We start from the raw sequence: 18118 nt of genomic DNA on the forward strand, positions 1-18118 counted from the left end.
GCACTGACAACGTGTACGCCGAGTACAAGGAGCCGCTGTACGCCGCTCCCCCGCTGCTCCAGCGCATGGTCGAGGCGGGCCGGCTCGGCCGGAAGTCCGGCTCGGGCTTCTACACCTACGGCTGAACCCACGGCTGGATCCATGACTGGATCCACGGATAACTACGGAGAGCGACACTCCGCGGGCCCGGCACCGAACTCGGTGCCGGGCCCATCTGTTTCACACACCGTGTGCGCGCCGGGCACGCATATGCCCTTCGCGCACTCTCCCCACGCGCCCACCAGGCGAGTTCACTCTTGATGCGCATGCAAGGGATGCGGAACCACCACGTTCGACTACGGAAAGGAGTGGACCCGTGACCGCCGACCCGGAGCATCCCGTGGTCCATGGAGAACTCGCAGAGTTACGGCGCCGCCTCGACGTGGCGTACGCCCGAGTCGAGGGAGGACTCAACCTGCTCAGCCACCGCACCAAGGAGACCGCCAAGGAAGTGGACGAGCTGCACAGCCGCATGAGCTCGCTGGAACACGCACGCTGGCCACTGCCCTCGGTCGCCGCGCTCACGGCTCTGGGTGCGCTCGTCGTGACCGTCTGGCAGGCGCTGGCCCACTAGCCGTCGGTGAGCCTCAGATGGTGCAGCAGGAGTAACGCGGCCGCCATGTTGGCGGCCGGGACCTCCCCTCGGGCGATCAGGTCGGGGACGACTTTGAGCGGGACCCATTCGCGGCGGTCCGACTCGAAGTCGTCCACGGGATGTCCGACGTACTCACCCCGGTCGGACCAGTAGATGTGGTGCCGGGCGTCGGTGAGGCCGTTGGACGGCTCCACGCTCATCAGGTGGTGCAGGGGTCCCGGCCGCCAGCCGGTCTCCTCCTCCAGTTCCCTGGCGGCCGCACGCGCGATGTCCTCGCCGTCCTCCACCACACCCGCGGCCAGTTCCCAGCCCCAGCTGTCGGTGATGAACCGGTGGCGCCACAGGAGCAGGACTTCGTTGGCCTCGTTGACCACCGTGGCGACGGCGACCGGCCGCAGCCGGATCAGGAAGTGGTCGAGGTGCCGGCCGTCCGGCAGCTCGACATCTGCGAGGTTGACGCTGAACCAGCGGTTCTCATACACAGTTTGTTCGTTCTGTTTCGTCCACTGCACGGTTCTGCCACCTTCCGACGAGTAAGTGGCAATATCGCAGCAGGGACTGTGTACCTACAGTGCGCCTACAGCGGTACGCGCAGTGCGCCGTCGATGAGTTCGGCGGCTTCGGCGGTTCCGGCCGAGCCGCAGCGCACCAGATGCTCGCGCACCGCACGCAGCCTGTCGCGCAACCGCTGGGACTCCATCCCGCGGGCCTGCTCGGCCATCTGCACGGCGGTGGCCACCGCGTTGTCGGCGTTGCCCTGACGCAGCTCGATCGTGCTGAGCATGGCGAGCCGGTGCACCCGGCCCCGGTCGTGGGCGGGGTTGTCGACCGCGGCCGCCGCGTGCTCCCGGGCGGCGACGAGTTCACCGAGGCTGAGCAGCGCCTCGGCCACCTGGACGTTGACGAGGCCGGGCTGGACGTAGCCGGTCTCGTCGGGCTCGTACCCGCGCCGGATGCGGTCGGCGGCCGTCTCGGCCCGGCGGATGCAGGAGAGCGCGCTGCTGCCGTCGCCGAGGTGGGCGTACGCCTTGGCCTGCATCGCGTACAGGTCGGAGGCGAGAGCCGGGGTGATGTGCTTGCCGGCCGCCCGCAGCGCGGCCTCGGCGAAGGCGACGGCCTGGCGGTACTCCTTCATGAACAGCGCCTGGTTGACGAGGAGCGCGATGACGTAGGCGCCGAGTCCCCGGTCGCCGCTGGCCTTTGCCAGCCTGAGCGCCTGGTGGAAGTAGCGCTGGGCGAGGCCGTGCGCGTCGGAGTCGTACGCGCAGATGCCCGCGATCGCCACCAACCCGCCGGTCGCCCGGTGCAGTTGGCGGCCGGTCGCGTCGGTGTAGCTGCCGCGCAGCAACGGTGCCGCCTCGGCGTTCAGGAAGCCGACGATCCGGGCGCGGGTCGCGACGCCGCCGGCCTTGCGGTACATCTGCTCGTAGTGGGTGCGGGCGGCGCGCAGCGTCTCGATGTCGGCCGTGGTGACCCGGTGCCGGCCGCCCCGGGAGACGTCCACGTCCTCGGGCGGGTTCTCCCACTCCCACACCGGCATGACGGCAGGGGTGCCGGTGACGGCGGGAGCGCCGAGCACATGCGGCCGCTGCTGTTCGTCGGAGCGCCACAGGGCGGTGGCCCGCTCCACGAAGCCGGAGAGCGAACCGGTGTGCGGGGTGCTGGGCTCGCCCGGCACCCCGAGGCCGATGTCGTCCAGGGTGACGGGCCGGTGCAGCCGTCCCGCGAGCACCTCGCAGATCAGATCGGGCACTTGACCGCGTGGCCGCTGGCCCTTCAACCACCGCGCCACGGCGGTGTGTTCGTAGCGCAGCGCCAGGCCCCGTCTGCGGCCCGCCTGGTTGACGTGGGCGGCGAGACCGGCGTGCGAGATCCCCGCCTCGTCCAGGATCGCATCGAGCAGAGTGTTGGGCTGCATGGGATCGCCCCCCGAGTTGCCTGGTGCCGTCAGCGTAGTGGGTCCGCTTTCACACGGGGTGTGAACGGAGTGCTCGCATCCGCAGCGTGTGCACACTGTCGCGGAGAGTGTTCTGCCGGTTGACTGAAAGTCCTCGAAAGAGGCCGGCCGGGCCGCCGGCTCCCCCTCAGAAAGCGGCGGCCCGGCCGGACACGGCCACGGGGATGTCGCTAGCGGTGCGTCGTCGGCTGCGGGTCGGTGGGGGCCCCTCGCGCCCGCGCGACGGAGTCGCACGGGCCACCGTCCCGTGCCCCGGAGAGTCCGGCGCTTCTCCGGTTGTTCCGCAGGACCAGTACCGCCACGTCGTCCGACGGCCTGCCCGCCGTGTGCCGCAGCAGGGACCCGAAGACCGCCCGGAGGACCGTCTGGGCCGTCACCGGCTGATCGTGCACGGCCTCGCGCAGCGCCGCGGAGAGGGAGAAGAACCGGCCGCGGGCGTCTCTGGCGTCCTCCGCCCCGTCCGTGAAGAGGACCAGGGACTCGCCGGGCAGGAGACAGCCGTACAGCTGGGCCTCCAGCTCCGCCGGCAGCGGGAAGGGCCCCAGGGGCGGGAGCGGATCGGCCCGGGTGAGCGGCTCCACCCGGGTGCCGCTGAGCAGGTACGGCCAGGGATGACCGCAGTTGAGGGCGCGCAGTTCGCCCTGCCCGCTGATTTCCAGGAGCAGAAGGGTGACGAACTCCTCGGCCACCGGGTTGTCCGGGTCCTGGGCGCCGGTCGAGGGGTGTTCGGCACGGGACCGCTCGCGCAGGTGCCGGGCCAGGGCACGCTCCAGCCTCCGCAGGACGGAGCCCAGTTCGGGCTCGTCGTGGGCCGCCTCACGGAAGCTGCCGAGCACCGCGGCGACGGTGGAGAGGGCGCCGATGCCGTGGCCGCGTACGTCGCCCATCACCACCCGGACCCCGTGTTCGGTGGCGACGGCCTCGTACAGGTCACCCCCGATCACCGCGCCGCGGTCGGCGGACAGCTGGGCCGCGGCGATGTTCAGGCCGTCCAGGCGCGCCGGCAGGGGCCGCAGCACCACACTCTGGGCGGCGCCGGCGACCCGGCGGGCCTGCCGCAGTTCGCGCAGCAGGGCGCGGCGGACGTGGAATATCAGTCCGGTGCCGACGGCGAAGAAGACGGCGCTGGTGACGATGCGTGCACCGAGCCCGTCCTGCTGGGCGAGCGGGCAGCCGAACTTGTAGGTGACCGCCACGGCTCCCCAGACCGTGGGGAGTACGGCTCCCCGCGCGGTGGGTGCCCGTGCCTTGATGCGGATCATGCCTCTGGTCCCCCATGTGGGCCCTGACAGAGCAGACGGACCGACCCCGAAAGGCCGGTCCGATTCTGTCGACAGGCATGGTCCAGAAGGGCCAGATCCCCTCCGGTTCCCACCCGAATGAGTGACTCCCCGTCAGGTCGGCCCGCATTTATGCAGCCAGGAGCGCCGCAACCGGCTCGGGCGCGCGGGACCGTGTCCCCGCGCGGCTCCGCCGCACGGACGCGGCCGGCCACGGACAACCCGTGGCCGGCCGGCCCTCAGGACCCTCTGCGGCGGTCAGCCCCGGAGCACGGCCCCGGTGCGCTCGCCCGCCAGGGCGACGGCGGCATCCCGCGCGGCGGACGCCTCGTCCACGGTCAGCGTGCGGTCACCCGCACGGAACCGCAGCGCGTACGCCAGCGACTTCCTGCCCTCGCCCAGCTGCTCGGCGTTCTCGTACACGTCGAACAGCCGGATGGACTCGAGCAGCTCGCCCGCACCCTCGCGCAGGGCCGCCTCGACCTCGGCCGCGGGAACGGGCCTGTCGACCACGAGGGCGACGTCCTGCGTGGCGACCGGGAAGGAGGAGATGCCCGGCGCCTGCGGGACGCCGTCGCCCACCGCCTCCAGGGCGTCCAGGTCCAGCTCCATCGCGCAGGTGCGCTCGGGCAGACCCAGTGCCTTCAGGACACGCGGGTGCAGTTCTCCCGCATGGCCCACGACCTTCTCCGTGCCGTCGGCGACGATCACCAGCTCGGCGCAGCGGCCGGGGTGCCAGGGACCGTACTGCCCCTTGCGCACCACCAGCTCGGCACCGGCCTCGCGCGCGACGGCACGCGCCGCCTCGACCGCGTCGGCCCATCCGGCCGGACGGCCGCCGCCCCACCAGCCGGCCTGCTCGCGGGCGCCCGCGAGAACGACGGCCACGTGCCGCGGCTGCTGCGGCAGCACCGCGTCCAGCCCGGCCAGTTCCTCGTCGGTGGGGCGCCGGTCGACGGACAGGTGGACGCCGACGCGCCGCTCCTCGGCCGGCTGGAAGACCAGACCCGTCTCGAACAGGGCCAGGTCGTGCGAGCCCCGCCCGTCGTTGCGCCGCAGTGCACCCAGCAGGCCCGGCAGCAGCGTCGTACGGAGCGCGGGCTCCTCGTCGTTGAGCGGGTTGACCAGCTTCACCACACGGCGGGCCGGGTCGCCCGCGTCCAGACCGAGCTGGTCGAAGACCTGCTCGCTGACGAACGGGTAGTTCGGCGCCTCGACGTAGCCCGCGCCGGCCAGTGCCCGGCCGGCCCGGCGGTGCAGCCGCTGGCGGTGGGTCAGGCCGCGGCCCGAGGGGAGCTTGGGCAGCGTGGAGGGCAGGTTCTCGTAACCCTCCAGGCGGATGACCTCTTCGGCCAGGTCGTTGGCGTCGGTCAGGTCGGGCCGCCAGGACGGGACGGTGACGATCAGCTCGTCCTGCCCGTAGACGTCGCAGCCGACCTCCTGGAGGCGGCGTACGACGGTCTCGCGGCCGTAGTCGACGCCCGCGACCTTGTCCGGGTGGTTCGCCGGGACGGTGATCGTGTGCGGCGCGGAGGGGGCGATGATCTCGGTGACGCCGGCCTCGGCGGTACCGCCCGCGAGCAGCACGAGCAGGTCCACGGTCCGCTGCGCCGCGGCCGCGGCGGCCTGCGGGTCGACGCCCCGCTCGAAGCGGCGCGACGCCTCCGAGGACAGCTTGTGGCGCCGGGCCGTACGGGCGATCGAGACGGCGTCGAAGTGGGCCGCCTCGATGACCACGTCGGACGTGGCGTTCGCCCCGTTCTCGCCGGCGTCGTCGTCGGCGATCTCCGTGTTGGCGCCGCCCATGACACCCGCGAGGCCGATCGGGCCGCGCTCGTCGGTGATGACGAGGTCCTCGGCGTGCAGCTTGCGCTCGACACCGTCGAGGGTGACGAGCTTCTCGCCCTCCGCGGCGCGGCGCACGCCGATCGTGCCCTGGACCAGGCTGCGGTCGTAGGCGTGCAGCGGCTGGCCCAGCTCCATCATCACGTAGTTCGTGACGTCGACGGCGAGCGAGATCGGACGCATGCCGACCTTCTGCAGCCGGCGCTGGAGCCAGATCGGGGAGCGTGCCTCGGGGCTCAGACCGGTGACGGTGCGGGCCGTGAAGCGGTCGCAGCCCATCGGCTCGGTCACCTGGACCGGGTAGCCGAAGGCGTTCGGGGCCGGTACGTCGATCAGGGCCGGGTCGCGCAGCGGCAGGCCGTGGGCGATGGCGGTCTCGCGGGCGACACCGCGGATGGACAGGCAGTCGCCGCGGTTGGCGGTGACGGCGATGTCCAGGACCTCGTCGACCAGCTCCAGCAGCTCGATGGCGTCCTTGCCGACCTCGGTCTCCGGCGGCAGCACGATGATGCCGTGGTTGCCGTCGTCCCCCATGCCCAGCTCGTCGCTGGAGCAGATCATGCCGTGGGAGGTCCTGCCGTAGGTCTTGCGCGCGGCGATCGAGAAGCCGCCGGGCAGCTCGGCGCCGGGCAGGACCACGACGACCTTGTCGCCGACGGAGAAGTTGCGGGCGCCGCAGACGATCTCCTGGGGCTCGCCCGTGCCGTTGGCGGTGCCGACGTCGACGGTGCAGAAGCGGATGGGCTTCTTGAAGCCCTCCAGCTCCTCGATGGTCAGGACCTGGCCGACGACCAGCGGGCCCTTGAGGTCGGCGCCGAGCTGCTCGACGGTCTCGACCTCCAGGCCCGCCGAAATGAGCTTGGCCTGGACGTCACGGCCGGTTTCGGTCGCCGGCAGGTCGACGTACTCCCGCAGCCAAGAAAGCGGGACCCGCATCAGATCTCCATCCCGAACGGCCGGGTGAACCGGACGTCACCCTCGACCATGTCTCGCATGTCTTCGACGTTGTGGCGGAACATCAGCATCCGCTCGATGCCGAACCCGAAGGCGAATCCGCTGTACTTCTCCGGGTCCACGCCGCAGGCGGCCAGCACCTTGGGGTTGACCATGCCGCAGCCGCCCAGCTCGATCCAGCCCTCGCTGGAGCAGGTGCGGCAGGGGCGGTCGGGATTGCCGACGGACTCGCCCTTGCAGACGTAGCAGAGCATGTCCATCTCGGCGGACGGCTCGGTGAAGGGGAAGAAGTTCGGGCGCAGCCGGGTCTTCATGCCCTCGCCGAACAGCGACTGGACCATGTGGTCCAGCGTGCCCTTGAGGTCGGACATGGTCAGGCCCTCGTCCACGGCCAGCAGCTCGACCTGGTGGAAGACCGGTGTGTGCGTCGCGTCCAGCTCGTCGGTGCGGTACACACGGCCCGGGCAGATCACGTAGACCGGCAGGTCGCGGTTGAGCAGCGAGCGGATCTGGACGGGCGAGGTGTGGGTGCGCAGCACGACGCCGGAGTCGGCGGTGCCGGCCGGGCCTTCGATGAAGAAGGTGTCGGCCTCGCCGCGGGCGGGGTGGTCCGGGCCGATGTTGAGGGCGTCGAAGTTGAACCACTCGGCCTCGACCTCGGGGCCCTCGGCGACCTCGTAGCCCATGGCCACGAAGACGTCCTCGATGCGCTCCGAGAGCGTGGTCAGCGGGTGCCGGGCGCCGGCCGGGACGCGGTCGTGAGGCAGCGTGACGTCGACGTCCTCCTCGACCAGGACGCGGGCGTCACGCTCGGCCTCCAGCTCGCCCTGGCGGGCGGCGAGGGCCTTGTTCACGGCGCCTCGGGCCATGCCGACGCGCTTGCCGGCCTCGGCCTTGGCGTGCGGGGGCAGGGCGCCGATCTCGCGGTTGGCGAGGGCCAGCGGGGAGGCCGGGCCGGTGTGGGCGACCTTGGCCTCGTGGAGCGCGTCGAGGGAGCCCGCGGCGGCGAAGGCGGCGAGCGCCTCGTCCCGCATGCGCTCGATCTCTTCCGGTTTCAACGCCTCGACCTCGACAGGGTCGTACGACTTATTGGGTGCCGACATCTCTTCCCGTGCTTCCGATTGTCCCCCAGCTGACGCTGGGAGGTGCCCCCAGGCGGATGGTCCCCGTCACCGACTCGCACCGACGCGAGAGGGCCGCGTGCAGGACACAAAGGTGCCAAAGGCCGAGTCTAACGGGGTGAAGGAACGCGCATGCGCCCGCGGGCGCCTCAGGCCAGATAGGCCGGGGCCCCCACGGGCAACGTAAATCGGAACTCGGCGCCGCCGACGGGGGCGCGTCCGACCGTGATGGTGCCGCCGTGGGCCTCGACGATGCCCTTGACGATGTACAGCCCAAGGCCCGTGCCGCCGCGCTTGCTGCCCCGCCAGAAGCGGGTGAAGACGCGGTTCATGGATTCCTCCGGGATGCCGGGCCCTTCGTCGCTCACCGTGACCGACGTGCCGGTTTCCTCGCCTTCGCGCGGGGACGCCGAGGGCGTGATGTCAATGGTGACGGTTCCTTCGCCGTGGCGCACGGCATTTTCGATCAGGTTGCTCAGCACCTGGTCGACCTTGTCGGGGTCGGCCCACAGGTCGGGCAGCGGCTGCTCGGTGCGCAGCAGGAAGCGGTCGGCCGGCTGTCCCGCGGCGACGTAGGCCTGGATGTGCCGGCCGACGGCCGCGCCGATGTCCACGGGCTGGCGGCGCACCTCGAGGCGCCCGGAGTCGATGCGCGAGATGTCGAGCAGCTCGGCGATGAGCCGGGTGACGCGGTCGGCGTCGGCGTCGACGGTCTCCAGCATCAGCCGTTTCTGGTCGTCCGTGAAGCGCTCCCACTTGGCGAGGAGCGTGGCGGTGAAGCCCTTGACGGAGGTGAGCGGCGAACGCAGCTCGTGGGCGACGGTGGCGATCAGTTCGGCGTGGCTGCGCTCGGTGCGGCGGCGGGCCTCAGTGTCGCGCAGGGAGACGATGACGCGGTGGACGGGCCCGAGGGGCTCGGTGCGCACGTACCGCGCGGAGACCATCACCTCCCGCCCACCGGGGAGCAGCAGATTGCGCTCGGGCTGCCGGACCCGGATGGCGAGGCCGCCGTAGGGGTCGGTGAGCTGCCACCAGCGCCTGCCCTCCAGGTCCTCCAGCGGCAGCGCCTTCTCCAGGTACTGCCCGAGGGCGTCGGCGCGGCTCCGGGCGGTGATGCGTGCGGCGGCGGCGTTGAAGCAGATGACCCGGCCGTGCTCGTCGGCGACGACGAGACCGTCGGGCAGCTGGTCGGGGTCCATGCCGGGGGCGGTCCCGGTGCAGTCTCCGTGCCGGGGCGCGGGCGTGCGGTACGCGTCCCGCCCGTCCGGCGCAGTGCCCGTGCCGAACACACTCATCCCTGTACCCCACCTCTCAGCCGGCGCAGGGCCCCGAGCCGGCCACCCTACTAGCTCCCGGTGACGGAGCGGCACCCTTCGTGGGCGCGCTGTGCACGAGCCGATGCATACAGACATACGGCGGCGGCCGTGGCGAGGTTCAGGCTCTCGGCCTTCCCGTGGATGGGGACGCGCACGACGGCGTCCGCAAGGGCGCGGGTCTCCTCCGGGAGCCCCCAGGCCTCGTTCCCGAACACCCAGGCGGTCGGTCCGCCCATCGTCCCCTTGTCGAGTTCCTCGTCGAGGTCGTGGTCACCGGCCCCGTCCGCGGCGAGGATGCGCACACCCGCGTCCTGCAGCCCCTGCACGGCCCGTTCGACGGGCACGCCGACGGCGACGGGCAGATGGAACAGGGAGCCCACGGAGGCGCGTACGGCCTTGGGGTTGTACAGGTCGACGGAGGCGTCGGTGAGGACGACGGCCTCGGCGCCGGCGGCGTCGGCGCAGCGCAGCACGGTGCCGGCGTTGCCCGGGTCGCGGACGTGGGCGAGCACCGCGACGAGCTTCGGGCGGGCGGCGAGAACGTCCTCGAACGGGGTGTCGAGGAACCGGCAGACCCCGACCAGCCCCTGCGGGGTGACCGTGGTCGAGATGTCGGCGATGACCTCTTCGGAGGCGAGGTGGACGCGGGCGTCCGCGGCCCGTGCCGCCCCGATGATGTCGGCGTACCGCTCCGCGGCCTCCACGGTGGCGAACAGCTCGACGAGGGTCGCCTGCCCGCCGGTCCGATGCCCGGCGGCCTCCCGCACGGCCTGCGGCCCCTCGGCGAGGAACAGCCGGTCCTTGCCCCGGAAGTTCCGCTTGGCGAGCCGCCGCGCGGCGCTCACTCGGGCGGACCGGGGGGAGATCAGCTCGGGGCTGACGGGGGACATCCTCTTCACCTTCGCGAGAATCTCGACATGCAGCGTCTCTTGGGCTGCGGCAACAGTGTCACGCACGGGCCGACGGGGCGCCCGCCGCACCCTGACCGGGCCCGGGGATCCGCGCTCCGACGGCGCCCGGGGATCCGCGCCGTGACGGAGCCCGGGGATCCGCGCCCGTACGGGCCTGCCCGGGGAACCGCGCGCCGAAGGGGCGCGGGGAACTGCGCGACCGGCCCCCACCGGCCCGCGGCCGAACGACCGGCGGAGGGTGTGGGGGGTCAACAGCAGGACCCGCAAGCCATACAGCCTGCGGGTCCTTCAGTCACGTCGGCTCACTGCCGGCGCGGGCGTCACGCAGCCTTGGGCGCGTTGACGTCCGACGGCAGCGCCTTCTGCGCGACCTCGACGAGCGCCGCGAAGGCGTTCGCGTCGTTCACGGCCAGCTCGGCCAGGATCTTCCGGTCGACCTCGACGTTCGCGGCCTTCAGACCCTGGATGAAGCGGTTGTAGGTGATGCCGTTCGCGCGGGCAGCGGCGTTGATGCGCTGGATCCACAGCTGACGGAAGTCGCCCTTGCGCTTCTTGCGGTCGTTGTAGTTGTAGACCAGCGAGTGGGTGACCTGCTCCTTGGCCTTGCGGTACAGGCGCGAACGCTGACCGCGGTAGCCGGAGGCCGCCTCGAGGATCGCCCGGCGCTTCTTGTGGGCGTTGACTGCCCGCTTGACGCGTGCCACTTGTTAACTCCTTGTAGCGGGGTCGTGGGGGGTACTCACACGACCCGGAAACGACTGGGTCCCGGTCCTGGCGTACGGCGCTCGGATGTCGAGCGCCGGAACGTCACTTGCCGAGAAGCTTCTTGATCTTCGCGGCGTCGCCCGGGGCCATCTCGGCGTTGCCGGTGAGGCGACGCGTCACACGGGACGACTTGTGCTCAAGCAGGTGGCGCTTGCCGGCGCGCTCACGGAGCACCTTGCCGGAGCCGGTGATCTTGAAGCGCTTGCTGGCACCGCTGTGCGACTTGTTCTTCGGCATAGCGCCGTATCTCCTCGTCGGGTGGCGCTCCGGTGCCCGGTCACGAAAACCGGGCACGGTGGAGCGTCGCTCTTGTATCAGTTACATCCGTGGGGACTGACGTCCCTCGGATCACGCCTCGGCGGGCTCCTCGGCGGACGCCTCGGCCTCGGCGGACACCTCGGCCTCGGCAGCGTTCTGCGACCGACCGGGGTTCGCCTTCGCGTCCGCCTTACGGGCTTCCTGCGCCTGGCGGGCCTCGGCCATGGCCTCAGTCTTCTTCTTGTGCGGACCGAGAACCATGATCATGTTCCGGCCGTCCTGCTTCGGGTTCGACTCGATGAAACCGAGGTCCTGGACGTCCTCCGCGAGACGCTGCAGCAGTCGGTAGCCCAGCTCGGGCCGGGACTGCTCGCGACCACGGAACATGATCGTGATCTTGACCTTGTCGCCCTGCTTGAGGAACCGAACGACGTGACCCTTCTTGGTGTCATAGTCGTGCGGGTCGATCTTCGGCCGGAGCTTCATCTCCTTGATGACCGTGTGCGCCTGGTTCTTGCGCGCCTCACGGGCCTTCATGGCCGACTCGTACTTGAACTTCCCGTAGTCCATGAGCTTGCACACGGGCGGACGGGCGTTCGCCGCGACCTCGACCAGGTCCAGGTCGTACTCCTGCGCAAGCTCCAGTGCCTTGGCCAGGGGGACAATGCCCACCTGCTCGCCACTGGGACCGACAAGTCGCACCTCGGGAACGCGAATCCGGTCGTTGATGCGGGGCTCGGCGCTGATGGATCCTCCTCGGTAGCACCACACGGCGGTCTGGCGGACAGCCGCGTACGTCTCTTTTCGTGAGACCTAACCGCGCCGAAGCACAAAAAATGCCCCGGACGATCACAGGCGGGGCTCCCAATGCAACCGGAGCACCGCCGCGATGATCGCGGGGCGCGATTCGGGCGGCTCCATCGTCCGTACGGAACGATGGTGGCCGCCTGACCGGGTGACCCGCCGTCCCGGAGGACGGTCAGGTGGGAGATCGGAGCCTCCACTTGTGGGCCGATCACACTGGGTGTCCGGCCGGTCGTGAACAAGGTTAGCAGGATCGCTTGACAACGGCTAATCGAGGCCGGACGGGGCTGATGAAGGAGCCGGTCCGCCCTCGCCTATCGTGTGGGGCATGAGTGAGACCCCTCCTGAGAACACCGACTTCGACGCGATGACCCGGGACATCGCCGAGGTTCCCGCCGTCGAGGTGATCGTGACGGTCGCCGTCAACCTGATGAGCGCCGCCGCCGTGAAGCTCGGGCTGAGCGAGGAGGGCGACAAGTACAAGGACCTGGACGAGGCCCGCAAGCTGGTGACGGCGCTCGCCGGACTGCTGGACGCGAGCGCGACCGAGGTCAGCTCGTTCCACGCGGCGCCGCTGCGCGACGGCCTGAAGTCGCTCCAGCTGGCGTTCCGCGAGGCGTCGATCGTGCCGGACGAGCCGGGCCAGGGCCCGGGCGAGAAGTACACCGGGCCGGTCTACGGCTAGGTCCGGATCCACGGCGGTGGTCCGGCTCCGGCCGGAGCCGTACTCAACCCCGCACGAACAAGGGCTCGCCGGGAGGCGTGGTCCCGGCCGGCAGCAGTGCCAGGTCGAGGCCCCGCACCAGGCGGGCCCTCAGCGTGTCGTCGGCGGCCAGCCGCCCGGCGACCGCGCGGGCGGCCTCGGCGGGCGCGGCGGCCGGGTCGAGGACGAGGGCGAGGGTCCCGTCGGCCTGTCCGGGTCCGAGGTGGGCGCGCAGCACGGCGGGCTCGGCGGCCACCGCGGCGCGTACGGCCCCGATCACGGCCGGGTCGGTGAGCGGGTCGGTGCTCGTACGGCCCTCGGCGAGGGCGAGCAGCGCCGGGCCGCTCAGTTCGAAGGGCACCGGTCCGGCCAGGTCCAGCACGACGGTGTCCGCCTTCTCGTGCGCGGCGGCCTGCAGGGCCTGGTGCAGGGGTACGGCGACCGGGCGGGCCGCCGGGTCCCAGCGGGCCAGGGAGTCGGTGGAGGTGAAGGCGGGCAGCGCGGTGCGGCCGCCGGCCTTCAGGGTGGGTACGGCCATGTCGCTGGTCTTCTCGCGGCGCAGCCCGTTCTCGTCCTCCTCCACCTCGCCGAGGACGGCCACCACGGGCACCAGGAGCCGGGCGCCCTTCAGCGCCTCCAGGACCGGACCCACGGCCGTGCGGTCCCCGGCCCAGGCGGCGAGCGCGGCGCTCAGCCGGGGGTCGGCGGAGCCGTCGTCGTCGGAGAAGCCGGGGTCGGGAATGTTCTTGTTCGCCACGGTCACCGACCCTATAGGCACGGTCACCGTCCCGGTCGGGGGGATGCGAGCGGCTCCGTGCGCGGGCGGGGAGGCCGGAGAGGGGGAGACACGGCCTTCACGGGAATCTCAGCATTCCCTGACGCGGATCTCAGGTCCGTCCCACGGGATGCACAGTCCCCGCCCCGAGCATCCCGGGCATGGAGTCCTCCGGAGCCGGCCGTCGCCGTGCCCGCCGCTCGCGGCGCCGCCCCCTTCTGCACACCGTGCTCGCCGTGGCCGCCGTGGGCGGGGTCACGGCGGGCGGGACGGTGTACGTGAAGGCGCGGGCGCACTCCGGCGCCGTATCGTCGGCGGCACAGCCGTCGGCCGCCTCCTCGGCCGCGGCGGGTGAGGAGGCATCGGTGGAACCCGCGACGTCGCCCTCGGCCGGCGACCGCCAGGCGCTGTTCCCGAAGGCGATGGCATCGGTGACGGTGCCCCCGGGAGCGCAGGTGTCGGCGGCGTGCTGGACCTGGGCTCCGGGGAGAGTGCCGGGTACGGCGAGGCCGCCTTCGACACGGCCAGCATCGTCAAGGTCGACATCCTGGCCGTGCTGCTGCTCCAGGCGCAGGACGCGGGGCGGCGGCTGACGGCGGCGGAGCGGGCGTACGCCACGAAGATGATCGAGAACAGCGACAACACTTCGGCGTCGGCGCTGTGGCAGGCGATCGGCCGGGCCGCGGGTCTGGACGCGGCGAACGCACGCTTCGGCCTGACGGCGACCTCGGGCGGCGACGGTGAGCTGTGGGGGCTGACGCAGACCACGGCCGCGGATCAACTGGTACTGCTCCAGCAGGTGTTCGGGGAACGGTCGCTGCTGAGTCCGGCGTCCCGGACGTACGTCCAGGAGCTGATGAAGGGGGTCGAGGCCGATCAGCGGTGGGGGGTGTCGGCGGCGGCCGCCGGTTCCTCGCCGGCGTTGAAGAACGGCTGGCTGGCGCGTAGTACGACGGGGCTGTGGGACGTGAACAGCATCGGCCGGGTGACGGTCGAGGGCACGGACTACCTGGTCGCGGTGGTGTCGAACGGCAGCGTGAGCCAGGCCGCGGGCATCTCGCTGGTCGAGGCCGCGGCGAGGGCGGCGGTGTCGGCCTTCACCCGGGATCCCACCGCCTCCGCCGGGGGTTAGGGCGGGTCAGCCGTGGGCCAGGCTCAGCGCCAGGTAGCAGGCGAAGGTGGACAGGACGTAGTACGCGGGGGACGCGGCCGGCCAGCGTGGGCTTCGGCGGCGGAAGAACCGCCAGCCGGCCCGGGCCGGGAGCAGCAGCGGCAGCAGGGCGAGCGGCACCAGCAGCGCCTCCGGGCGGGCCCGGGTGAGCAGCAGGAGTACGGCGAGTACCGGAGCGGCCAGCGCCACGGTCACCGTGCCGCCGAGGCCGAGGGCGGTGACGTAGCTGCGTTCGCCGGGCCGGAGCCGTCGGGTGATCTTCTTGGCGAACTCCAGGTGGGCGGTGACCAGCACGGTGATCAGGACCGCCAGCGCTCCCCCGCCGCCCGCGTGCGCGGAGGTGTCGCCCAGGTAGCGGGTGTAGAGGTAGAGGTGCAGGAGGAGTTGGGCGGGGAAGCTGATCAGCAGGCTGAGCAGCAGCCGGTCGCCCGGTGGCCAGCCGAGGGCGCGGTCGACGGCCAGCACGAGTGCGCAGTAGGCCAGTTGTGCCCCGAGGACCGCGAGGGCGGCCGGTCTGCCCGCGTTGAGGGCGAGGACGAGGGCTGCGCCGGCGGCACAGAGGACGAGCAGGTCGCGCTCGCGCACGGCGCCGGCGGCCAGGGGGCGCTTGGGGTTGAAGGCGCGGTCGTAGGCCAGGTCGCGGATGTCGTCCACGGCCCGCATCAGCAGCAGGGTGACGGTGAGCGTGACGGCCGCGGTGAGGGTGCCGAGGCCGGGGCGCCAGGCCGGGTGCGCGGGCTGCAGGACCGCGTACAGGCCGGTGACGCCGTACGCCCACAGGAACGCGAGCGCCACGGACGGCAGCGGCGGATAGCTGCCCGCCACGAAGCGGGCCCAGCGGCTCAGCACGGCTCCGCCTCGGCCACGGAGCCCGTGCGGACCGGCAGTTCCCACACGCCCCGCATGAACATCCGGTCCCGCCAGCGCAGTTCGGCCGTGTCGACGGCCGGCCGCAGATCGTCCAGGCGGTGGAGTACGGCGCTGAGCCCCTCCTGGAGTTCCACGCGCGCGTGGGCGGCGCCGAGGCACAGGTGGCGGCCGTGGCCGAAGCCGATGTGCGGATTGGGCGAGCGGTCGGGGCGGAAGACGTCGGCGTCGGGGAAGACGGCCGGGTCGCGGTTGGCCGCGTCGGTGAGCGGGATGACGACCTGGCCGGCGTGGAGCACCCGGCCCGCGAGTTCGACGTCCGAGAGGACCACGTGCGGCTGGCCGCCGGTGCCGGCGAACCACACCCAGCGCACCAGTTCCTCGACGACGACGGGGACGGCGGAGGGATCGCCGCGCAGCCGGTCGGCCAGGCCGGGCGTGCTCAGCACCTGCAGGACGCACAGGGCGAGGTGGGAGGCGGTGGTCTCGCCGCCCGCCATCATCAGCCCGAAGCCGAAGACGGCGATCTCCTCGTCGCCGAGCCGGGTCTCCGGCGGCGCGGTGAGCAGCTGGGTGAGCAGGTCGTCGCCGGGCCGTCCGGCCTCGATCGCCTCGCGGCGCAGCGCCAGCTGCCCGAAGAAGTAGTCGTACATGAAGGAGTGCGCGCGGGCCGTCTCCTCGGGCGGGAAGCGTCCGGCGGACATCATCACCGTGACCTCGGGCAGCAGCCGGTCCAGGTCGGCGACCGGCACACCGAGCATCTCGCAGATCACCCGGTACGGGAACGGCGTGGTGAACTCGGCGATCAGGTCGACGGGGCCCTCGGCGGTACGCAGGCCGTCCAGGAGTTCGGCCGCGATCGCGGCGATGCGGGGCCGGTCCTGCTCGGCCCTGCGGTGGGTGAAGCGGGCCTGGACGCGGCTGCGGCGCCGGGTGTGGGTGGGGTGGTCGCTGGTGACCAGGGCGAGGGCGCTGGACCTGCGGGCGAACAGGGTGCCGCCGGCCCAGGCCTCGCGGCTGAAGCGGTCGTCGGACAGGACGGTCCGCACGTCCTCGTGGCGGGTCACGAGCAGCGCGTCCCGCCCGTTCGCGAGCCGCACCGGCACCAGCGGCTCGTTGCGGAAGCGGGCGAGGTGACCGGGGTCGAGGGAGATGCCCGGCAGGTCCGGGAAGGGGTAGGAGAGCGGTTCCGCGGGCGTCGCGGTCACCGCGCCGCTGTAGGGGCAGCGGGTGGTCGTCGTGGAGCCGCTCATCACAGCCACCCCTCGGCGGGCTCGAGCCGCTGGTCCGGGGCGCCGTGCCAGTACTCGTGGAGGGAGGTGCAGCGGCCGTCCTCGGCGAAGCGGAGGACCAGGCAGCCGGCCGCGTTGCGCGGGGCGCCGGTGGCGGGGTCGTGGAGGACGCACCACCACTCGACGGCGGCCCGCAGGCCGTGGACGAGGGGCTCCCCGAACCACATGCGGGCGTCCTTCTGCCGGGACAGGGTCCGGCGCCAGTGCTCGGCGACGGCCTCGCGGCCGGTGTGCGGGGCGCCGTAGGGGCCCTGGTGGTAGGTGGCGTCGTCGGTGAAGAGGGCGGCTACGGCCTCGGGGTCGCGGGCGCGCCAGCCGGCCTCCAGTGCGGCGATCCACCGGTGCACGGTCGCGGGTGTTTCCCGGGTCTGAGAGAGCGTCATTTCCGTTCCTTGTACGGGGAGGGGGTCCCGGTGGCCCAGGACGGGGTGTCGGTGATCTCGACGACCGCGGCGAACAGCGAGACGCCGAAGCTGTTGTTGAGCATCAGGACCCGGTCGCCGGGGACGACCTGGCGGGTCTCGACGAGGTGGTGCAGGGCGGCGAAGTGGTCGCTGGTGGTCATGTGGCCGAGGCCGCGGCCGAAGTCGAGGACGCCCCGCGCGGGGTCTATGCCGAGGGGTTCCAGGACCGCGCGGACGTACTCGGGGCCGCCGGAGAGGACATGGGTGACCCGGGTGATGTCGCGCGGGTGCAGTCCGGCGTCCTCGATGGCCGCGAGGCCGGTCTCGGTGCGGGCCGCGTCCAGCGCCTTGCGGGCCCCGGTGGCGGCACCGGGCTCGTTGCGGGCGTAGTCGAGCATGCGGGCGACGAGGTCGATGCGCCCGGTGCGGGTGCGGTTCGGGGGGAAGAGGGGGCCGGGCGGCCGGTTCATCTCCTCCAGCTCGGGCAGCGAGGAGGAGACCAGCGACCGTACCCGGGCGAAGCCGGCGCGGGTGGACAGCACGACGGCCGTGGCCGCGTCGCCGAGGATGGAGGGACGTTTCATGCGGGCGCCGGACTGGTAGCGCCAGCGGTCGATGCGTTCGGTGCCGAAGTTCTCGGCGGCGGTCACCAGGACAGCCCTGCGGCCGGGGTCGGCGCTCAGGTAGCCGTGGGCCAGCTCCATGGCGCCCAGGGCGGCGTTGCAGCCCTGCCGGACCTCCATCGCCGGGACCCGGGTGCCGACGGCGTGCCGGAGCACGTACTGGTGGGGGGTCCACAGTTCGGGGCCCTGCTCGTGCAGCGAGGCGTGCAGCACGAGGGCGATGTCGGTCACCGGATGGCCGGAGCGTTCCAGAGCGGTGCGGGCGGCCTCCACCGCCATCTCGGGCGGGGACACGTTCCCGGCGACGGCGGCTCCGGTCCAGCCGCCGCCCTGCCACTCGTCGGCCGGGTAGCGGCCTTCGGCGACGGCGCGTTCGGCCGGGCTGGGCTGTGGCACGTAGCAGCCGAGCCCGTCGATGTGGAGGTTGTGCACGCGCAT

17 protein-coding genes and 2 pseudogenes are annotated in these 18118 nt (G+C 72.2%); 4 read left to right on the forward strand and 15 right to left on the reverse strand.

Annotation, left to right across the window (positions count from 1 at the left end):
- Positions 1-5 precede the first annotated feature (5 nt).
- Together ACZ7P3_RS30505 and ACZ7P3_RS30510 are read left to right on the forward strand one after the other, a co-directional pair.
- Positions 6-125 (forward strand): annotated as a pseudogene (locus tag ACZ7P3_RS30505) (3-hydroxyacyl-CoA dehydrogenase family protein); the annotation flags it as partial.
- Positions 126-355: 230 nt separating this feature from the next.
- A complete protein-coding gene (locus ACZ7P3_RS30510; RefSeq protein WP_472086528.1) occupies positions 356-613 on the forward strand; it encodes a hypothetical protein in 258 nt (85 codons plus the stop codon).
- Here the strand turns inward: ACZ7P3_RS30510 and ACZ7P3_RS30515 are convergent.
- The 10 genes from ACZ7P3_RS30515 to infC all read right to left on the reverse strand — a co-directional run bounded on the left by ACZ7P3_RS30515 (position 610) and on the right by infC (position 11812).
- Positions 610-1146 carry an NUDIX hydrolase gene (locus ACZ7P3_RS30515; RefSeq protein ID WP_472086530.1) on the reverse strand — a complete coding sequence of 179 codons (537 nt, stop codon included), beginning with the start codon at positions 1144-1146 and terminating at the stop codon, positions 610-612. The genes ACZ7P3_RS30510 and ACZ7P3_RS30515 overlap by 4 nt on opposite strands.
- 65 nt (positions 1147-1211) lie before the next feature.
- Positions 1212-2552 carry a transcriptional regulator gene (locus ACZ7P3_RS30520; RefSeq protein ID WP_472086531.1) on the reverse strand — a complete coding sequence of 447 codons (1341 nt, stop codon included), beginning with the start codon at positions 2550-2552 and terminating at the stop codon, positions 1212-1214.
- Between the two features lie 209 nt (positions 2553-2761).
- A complete protein-coding gene (locus ACZ7P3_RS30525) occupies positions 2762-3853 on the reverse strand; it encodes a PP2C family protein-serine/threonine phosphatase (protein ID WP_472086533.1) in 1092 nt (363 codons plus the stop codon).
- Between the two features lie 276 nt (positions 3854-4129).
- Entirely contained in the window at positions 4130-6652 is a 2523-nt protein-coding gene (pheT, locus tag ACZ7P3_RS30530) for a phenylalanine--tRNA ligase subunit beta (RefSeq protein WP_472086535.1), read from the reverse strand.
- Positions 6652-7773, reverse strand: a complete 1122-nt coding sequence (gene pheS / locus ACZ7P3_RS30535) for a phenylalanine--tRNA ligase subunit alpha (protein ID WP_472086537.1) — start codon at positions 7771-7773, stop codon at positions 6652-6654. The genes pheT and pheS overlap by 1 nt, the downstream gene beginning before the upstream one ends.
- A 167-nt stretch (positions 7774-7940) precedes the next feature.
- Positions 7941-9086 (reverse strand): sensor histidine kinase, encoded by a 1146-nt coding sequence (locus tag ACZ7P3_RS30540; protein WP_472086539.1) that lies wholly within the window; start codon positions 9084-9086, stop codon positions 7941-7943.
- Positions 9087-9136: 50 nt separating this feature from the next.
- Positions 9137-9997, reverse strand: a complete 861-nt coding sequence (locus ACZ7P3_RS30545) for a TrmH family RNA methyltransferase (RefSeq protein ID WP_472086541.1) — start codon at positions 9995-9997, stop codon at positions 9137-9139.
- 341 nt (positions 9998-10338) lie between these two features.
- Entirely contained in the window at positions 10339-10722 is a 384-nt protein-coding gene (rplT, locus tag ACZ7P3_RS30550; RefSeq protein WP_020938960.1) for a 50S ribosomal protein L20, read from the reverse strand.
- Between the two features lie 103 nt (positions 10723-10825).
- On the reverse strand, positions 10826-11020 hold the full coding sequence (rpmI, locus tag ACZ7P3_RS30555) for a 50S ribosomal protein L35 (RefSeq protein ID WP_003977225.1): 195 nt from the start codon (positions 11018-11020) through the stop codon (positions 10826-10828).
- 111 nt (positions 11021-11131) lie between these two features.
- Positions 11132-11812: a translation initiation factor IF-3 gene (gene infC, locus ACZ7P3_RS30560; RefSeq protein WP_472086543.1), complete on the reverse strand. Its 681-nt coding sequence runs from the start codon at positions 11810-11812 to the stop codon at positions 11132-11134.
- Between the two features lie 361 nt (positions 11813-12173).
- On the opposite strand from infC, the gene ACZ7P3_RS30565 reads away from it, so the two are divergent.
- Entirely contained in the window at positions 12174-12530 is a 357-nt protein-coding gene (locus ACZ7P3_RS30565) for a DUF1844 domain-containing protein (protein WP_472086545.1), read from the forward strand.
- A 43-nt stretch (positions 12531-12573) separates the two neighbouring features.
- Here ACZ7P3_RS30565 and ACZ7P3_RS30570 read toward each other — a convergent pair whose 3' ends face one another.
- Entirely contained in the window at positions 12574-13305 is a 732-nt protein-coding gene (locus ACZ7P3_RS30570) for an SseB family protein (RefSeq protein WP_472086547.1), read from the reverse strand.
- A gap of 179 nt (positions 13306-13484) precedes the next feature.
- Here ACZ7P3_RS30570 and ACZ7P3_RS30575 point away from each other — a divergent pair.
- Positions 13485-14455 (forward strand): annotated as a pseudogene (locus tag ACZ7P3_RS30575) (serine hydrolase).
- A gap of 6 nt (positions 14456-14461) precedes the next feature.
- On the opposite strand, the gene ACZ7P3_RS30580 reads toward ACZ7P3_RS30575, so the two are convergent.
- From ACZ7P3_RS30580 to ACZ7P3_RS30595, 4 genes are read right to left on the reverse strand one after another with little or no spacing between them, the layout of a single operon-like run.
- Positions 14462-15343: a hypothetical protein gene (locus ACZ7P3_RS30580; RefSeq protein WP_472086549.1), complete on the reverse strand. Its 882-nt coding sequence runs from the start codon at positions 15341-15343 to the stop codon at positions 14462-14464.
- Positions 15337-16614, reverse strand: coding sequence for a cytochrome P450 (locus ACZ7P3_RS30585; protein WP_472086551.1), 1278 nt, complete (start codon positions 16612-16614; stop codon positions 15337-15339). Before ACZ7P3_RS30585 ends, ACZ7P3_RS30580 begins: the two co-directional genes overlap by 7 nt.
- Entirely contained in the window at positions 16614-17036 is a 423-nt protein-coding gene (locus ACZ7P3_RS30590) for a nuclear transport factor 2 family protein (protein WP_472086553.1), read from the reverse strand. The genes ACZ7P3_RS30585 and ACZ7P3_RS30590 overlap by 1 nt, the downstream gene beginning before the upstream one ends.
- A complete protein-coding gene (locus ACZ7P3_RS30595; RefSeq protein WP_472086554.1) occupies positions 17033-18118 on the reverse strand; it encodes a ketoacyl-ACP synthase III family protein in 1086 nt (361 codons plus the stop codon). Before ACZ7P3_RS30595 ends, ACZ7P3_RS30590 begins: the two co-directional genes overlap by 4 nt.

Source organism: Streptomyces sp. NPDC107581, assembly GCF_055657175.1.

Coding starts and splice junctions, on each gene's coding strand:
- ACZ7P3_RS30540 (WP_472086539.1), bottom strand. CDS start 9,086: ATGAGTGTGTTCGGCACGGGCACTGCGCCGGACGGGCGGGACGCGTAC.
- pheT (WP_472086535.1), bottom strand. CDS start 6,652: ATGCGGGTCCCGCTTTCTTGGCTGCGGGAGTACGTCGACCTGCCGGCG.
- ACZ7P3_RS30545 (WP_472086541.1), bottom strand. CDS start 9,997: ATGTCCCCCGTCAGCCCCGAGCTGATCTCCCCCCGGTCCGCCCGAGTG.
- rpmI (WP_003977225.1), bottom strand. CDS start 11,020: ATGCCGAAGAACAAGTCGCACAGCGGTGCCAGCAAGCGCTTCAAGATC.
- ACZ7P3_RS30585 (WP_472086551.1), bottom strand. CDS start 16,614: ATGAGCGGCTCCACGACGACCACCCGCTGCCCCTACAGCGGCGCGGTG.
- ACZ7P3_RS30525 (WP_472086533.1), bottom strand. CDS start 3,853: ATGATCCGCATCAAGGCACGGGCACCCACCGCGCGGGGAGCCGTACTC.
- ACZ7P3_RS30590 (WP_472086553.1), bottom strand. CDS start 17,036: ATGACGCTCTCTCAGACCCGGGAAACACCCGCGACCGTGCACCGGTGG.
- pheS (WP_472086537.1), bottom strand. CDS start 7,773: ATGTCGGCACCCAATAAGTCGTACGACCCTGTCGAGGTCGAGGCGTTG.
- ACZ7P3_RS30565 (WP_472086545.1), top strand. CDS start 12,174: ATGAGTGAGACCCCTCCTGAGAACACCGACTTCGACGCGATGACCCGG.
- ACZ7P3_RS30595 (WP_472086554.1), bottom strand. CDS start 18,118: ATGCGCGTGCACAACCTCCACATCGACGGGCTCGGCTGCTACGTGCCA.
- ACZ7P3_RS30520 (WP_472086531.1), bottom strand. CDS start 2,552: ATGCAGCCCAACACTCTGCTCGATGCGATCCTGGACGAGGCGGGGATC.